The 5,137-nt window shown below is 52.7% G+C and carries 2 protein-coding genes and 1 pseudogene; all 3 read left to right on the top strand.

The window, feature by feature from the left end:
* The first annotated feature begins 219 nt into the window (after positions 1–219).
* A complete protein-coding gene (locus ACT6Y9_RS08525) occupies positions 220–1,533 on the top strand; it encodes a putative bifunctional diguanylate cyclase/phosphodiesterase (protein WP_443744221.1) in 1,314 nt (437 codons plus the stop codon).
* 81 nt (positions 1,534–1,614) lie between these two features.
* Positions 1,615–2,775: pseudogene (locus tag ACT6Y9_RS08520) on the top strand (ISAzo13 family transposase).
* A gap of 70 nt (positions 2,776–2,845) precedes the next feature.
* Positions 2,846–4,975, top strand: a complete 2,130-nt coding sequence (locus ACT6Y9_RS08515) for a sensor domain-containing diguanylate cyclase (RefSeq protein WP_443744220.1) — start codon at positions 2,846–2,848, stop codon at positions 4,973–4,975.
* Positions 4,976–5,137: the final 162 nt, after the last annotated feature.

Below are 5,137 nucleotides of genomic sequence, written 5' to 3'. Positions count from 1 at the left end.
GGAAATATTCAGCTCCGCTCCGAGCGCCGAGTGTACCCGTCTGAGAGAAATTCGCATTTTCTAGTAGAAATTGACGCAAAACTCAGGTTAAAATGCCAAAGATGTCGGGATAAGTTCCCGATCTTTGTGCCTGGAAGAGATGCCGGGATTTGAACCACTGACTGCTTTTTCGGGGACAAGCGGCGCCGCTTTCAACGCCATGACGCCGGACGATATAAGATGTACGCAAACAATACAACGCTCAATTCCGGCCAGTTCAGCGGCCGAAGATCTTGGTTTGTCGAGAAGGTTCAGGCTCGTCTCGCCGAAGGTGTGCATGACTTCGCCATCGTTTCAATCGACGTTTGCGAGTTCAAAGTTATCAATTTGATTTTCGGGTCCGATGCCGGCGATCGAATGCTCGGCAACATCTACAACGCCATTCTGGCCTGCCTCGGTAATGATGAAGTCGTCGTGCGCGATACGGCCGACATTTTCTACGCGCTCTTTCATTCGACAGACAAGCAGGCGATTCTTAATCGTCTTGCTCAGATTCGCCGCAATCTCGACGCGCTCGTGTTTGCTGACGAGGCGTATTCACCGTACCTGGAAACGCGCTTCGGCGTCTATATGCCCACTGACAATGAAGAGTCCGTCGAGCAGATGCTGGAGTGCGCCAACATGGCCCGCAAGCATTCCGGCCGCGAGCTTCTTCTGAGCGACGCCTGCTTTTACAATCTCGATCGCGCATTTGAAAGACTTCAGGAAAAGGAGCGCATTTCGCACCTCAGCGAGGCGCTTGGAAAGCATCAGTTCGTCGTTTACCTTCAGCCCAAGGTTTCTTTGACGACTGAAAAAATCATCGGCGCTGAGGCTCTTGTTCGCTGGAATCGTCCGGACGTCGGCATTGTGTCACCGGGCGAATTCATTCCGCTTCTCGAGCGCTATCGTCTGGTGCACCATGTCGACGTATTCGTTTTCGAAAAGGTCTGCAGGATGCTGGCTGAGTGGAAGAGCCGGAGCATGCCGATCCTTCCGATTTCGCTCAACCTGTCGCGCCAAACGATTGAGATTCCGGACCTGCTGTCGCACCTTCAGAGCGTGTGCAAGTCCCTCGACGTAGATCCCAGCCTCATCGAGCTTGAAATCACGGAAACCCTTGCAGTAAAGAGCTACGACAAGGTCCGCAAATTCATTGATCAGCTCAAGAATTTCGGCTTCAAATGTTCCATCGACGACTTCGGCTTCGGCTATTCGTCGCTTGGCTGCCTGAGCGAATTGAAAGTCGATTCGGTGAAGCTCGACAGAAGCTTCTTTGTCAATCATGATTGCAACAAGGCCGGAATCATCGTCAAGGCCGTTACCGATTTGGCTGCAATGCTCGAATATCATACGGTGGCCGAGGGCATTGAAACCGAGGAACAGCTGGCGGCTCTCAAGCAGACGAACTGCAATACCGTCCAAGGCTTCTATTTCTTCCGTCCGATGTCTGTTGAGGATTTCGAGCATCAGGTTGAGTCCGAATCCAATGCGGTGAAGGCAGTGAAGGATTGATAGACTTTCAGTTGATATGGAAAATGCAATGGGATCCATTGGGATCCTCGATGTCTAAGAATCGTTAAAAAAACTTTACATATGTTTTTCTTCATGGTACAATTACACCATGGAGAAAAACATGGTTCCGCAGAGCAATATCGATCAACTTCTCGGTGCGACCTCCATGCTGTCGGGGGGGGGGGGGGACAAGCGTTTCCCCGAGTCACGATCAATAACGGGAAAACAGAGTTGGAATCGCTTCCTTGTGATCCCAAAGCAAGAGCGACGGCCGAGAGCACCCCCAACGTTCGTGCTAAAGGAGCCGGGCGCAAGAGCACGATAACAAAGCAACCAGGAATCGAAAGCGCTCTTTGGGGACTGCTCGAAGGCAACACGGTGGGAAATCCTGAAAACCCTCTGTGTTGGACAACCAAGAGCCTGCGCAATTTGGCCGGCGAGCTTAAGAAGCAAGGCCACTCAGTCAGCTATGTGACGGTGAATCTGCTTGAGGGACTAGGGTTCAGCCTTCAGCAGGGCAGGAAATATGTTGAGACGGGAAGTCCAAGCCCGGATCGCGACGCCCAGTTTCACTTCATTTCGGATGAGAGCAAAAATTTCATGGCAGCCAACCAGCCGGTAATTTCCGTTGACACCAAGAAGAAGGAGCTGGTAGGAAATTTCAAAAACAGCGGAGCTGAGTACCCTCCAAAAGGGCAGGCAGTGAGGGTGCAGGACCATGATTTTTGTAAAACAAAGGCCTGCCCGTACGGCACCTATGACGTTAATGCCAATGGGGGCTTTGTCAGTGCGGGCGTCAGCGCCGACACCGGAGCCTTCGCGGTCAACAGCATCCGTACATGGTGGGAAGAGATGGGCCGGGAGCGCTACTCAACGGCTACCCGGATTATGAGCACCGCTGACGGCGGTGGCAGCAACGGCCGACGCAACCGTCTCTGGAAAACGTCTCTGCAAAAATTTGCCAATGAAACTGGGCTTGAAGTTCACTTTTCGCCGGGGACATCGAAATGGAACAAGATAGAGCACCGGATGTTCGCCTACATCAGCAAGAACTGGCGCGGCCGCCCTTTGGAAGCCTATGAGGTCGTCGTCAATTTGATCGCCAACACAACCACGACGAAAGGACTGACGATCAGGTGTCAGCTCGACAAAATGTAGTACGAGAAAGGCCTTAAAGTCTCTGACGAAGAGATGGCGCGCTTGAACCTCAACCGAAATGAGTGGCACGGTGAGTGGAACTAGGTCATTTCACCACAGCACCATCTCGACGTCTGTAAAAAATTAATTTTTAACAGTTCCTAATGAACTGACAATGACCAATTTCAATCCAAAAGGTATGCTTGACGACTCCATCTACAAGGAGGTCGGCGATTTGCTGGCGGTGGGCGGCTGGATGATTGAAATGCCGAAGGATGGCTCTCATCCCCGCCTGTACGGCAATCGTCAGATGCATGCAATTTTTGAGGCGCCGGAGGATCTTTCAGCTGAAGAGCTGTTCGACTTCTGGTTCGAGCGCATCATTCCGACCTTCAAGGGGTCGTCCGAGATGATTCGGCAGACTCTGGCTAACGACGATCAGGTCGAACGGGATTCCTGCTATGCCTGGCAGCACCCCTCGAAAGGCTGCGTATTTATCCGTGTGCGCGGAGCCAGAGGCGTATCCGAGAACGGAAATACGTGGCTCAAGGGATTGGTAGAGGTAGTCGAGACTGAATTTCAGTTTCGCATGCCGGAAAGAAAGCCCTTCAAAATTCTTGAGGCAAGAAAGCTTCAGATATATGCGCCGTATTTTCTGGAGACGTATGAGGAGATTCACGAAATCGACCCCGTGACTCTTCGTGTGACCCCTCTGGGCTATCGTCACGATCACTATGAACCAAGACCGAAAGATGCAGACCTTTACGAGCTTCACAGGCTTGATCTTCATCCGGAGGATTTCGAGCGCATAGAAGCTGCTTTGGACAAGAAGACGCTCGAAGGGATCATCTTTGACGGGAAGGAGCTGACCCTGCAGTTTCGTGTTGCCGACAAGGTGCTGGGGTGGCGTTGGGTTGAGGCGAAGTATTTCGCCGTAGAGTACTGGGGCACCCCGAAGATTCTCGTCACAGCGGTAGATGTCGAAGCCAGGCGCCGTGTACGGACGCTTGAGGCCGAGAATTGTGATCTGATCGAGGCGATGTTCAATATTTATGCGGCCGTGCTTGAGGTGGACCTGACGACCGGCATGACGAAGTTCCTCAAGAGCATGGACGGGGATCCTCAGGATATGCCTGATGGTCTTCAGATTGATCAGTTTTCCTGCAAGATTGTTCCGAGAATCGTGCTTGCTTCGGAGCGCGATAATTTTAGGTCATACATGGATCTTGATAATTTGAGGCGTGCTGCCGCTTGTCACGAACACAAAGACTGCACGATTCGCATGCGTAGCTTTCTGAAGGAGGCGGAGTACTCCACTGTACGCATAAGCCGCCGCTACATTGAGAACCGCCTGGACAAGCTCTATATCGTCGTTATTCGCGAAACGTTCAATCCGACGGCCAACGAGATTGCAAACAATCTGGCGAGCCAGACCTGCGACTGCCTCTACTATGTTGATTTGACCACGGGGTATTTCCGCTGCATCTTCACGAAGGATGAGTCAGTGGCTGAGTACGAGGGCGAGGGCTATTGGAAGAACCTTCTTAAGGTGGCCGAACGCTATATCGTGCCGGAGGATCGCGAGATGGTCCTTCGAATGCTTTCGGGGACCGTGGTCAAGGCAGAGCTTGAGGCAAACGACGAATACACCTTCAGCTACGGAATGATTTACGACAACCGCGAATACCGCAGGAAGGAGATCATCGTTCGTTACGCCGACAGAAAGCACAGCATTGCAATAATTCAGCGCAATGATGTTACGGATGCCTACGAGGCGGCGCGTCGTCAGGAGCTCCGGCTTGCGCTCATCGAGCATGAGGCGTCTCTGGACGGGCTGACAAAGTGCTTCAACCGAAGCGCGGGCATCAAGCGCATCGACGAGCATCTGATTGCTTCGCATGGAACTAATGCTCTTCTGCTTCTTGATTTGGACAACTTCAAGGACATCAACGACACGTTTGGCCACTTAACGGGCGACGAAGTGCTCAAGCACTTCGCTGAAACGCTCAAGAAGAGCGTTCGCGCATCGGATCTGGTCGTGCGCATCGGAGGCGACGAGTTCATTGTCTTCCTCAAGGACGTCGGTTCGCGGGAAAATGTGACGAACTGCGTCAAGAAGATCTCCATGCGCATCCAGACCGAGCATTACGGCGTGGAGGATGACTTCGACGTCGGCGCCTCCATGGGCGTGGCCGTTGCGCCTGACGACGGCGGCTCGTTCGATAAGCTTTACGAAAAGGCCGACGAAGCCCTCTACCGCATCAAGCGCGGCAGCAAGAACGGCTACGCATTCGTCAAAAACTGAACCTTCGTTTGAATCTTGTTTAAATTTATCGAAAAGCTCATTCGGCAGGGGGGGGCGACGCCGCGTGGGCGGTTTGCCTTTCGCCCTATGGGCTCCAGACAACCCTTGCACGCCGTCACCTGAAAAAAACATCGGGGAATGCATGAACCGCCTGCAGGCGGC

The sequence above is a fragment of the Sutterella sp. genome, assembly GCF_052272535.1.
Classification (GTDB): domain Bacteria; phylum Pseudomonadota; class Gammaproteobacteria; order Burkholderiales; family Burkholderiaceae_F; genus Sutterella.
This window is presented reverse-complemented; position numbering and strand designations above follow the sequence as displayed.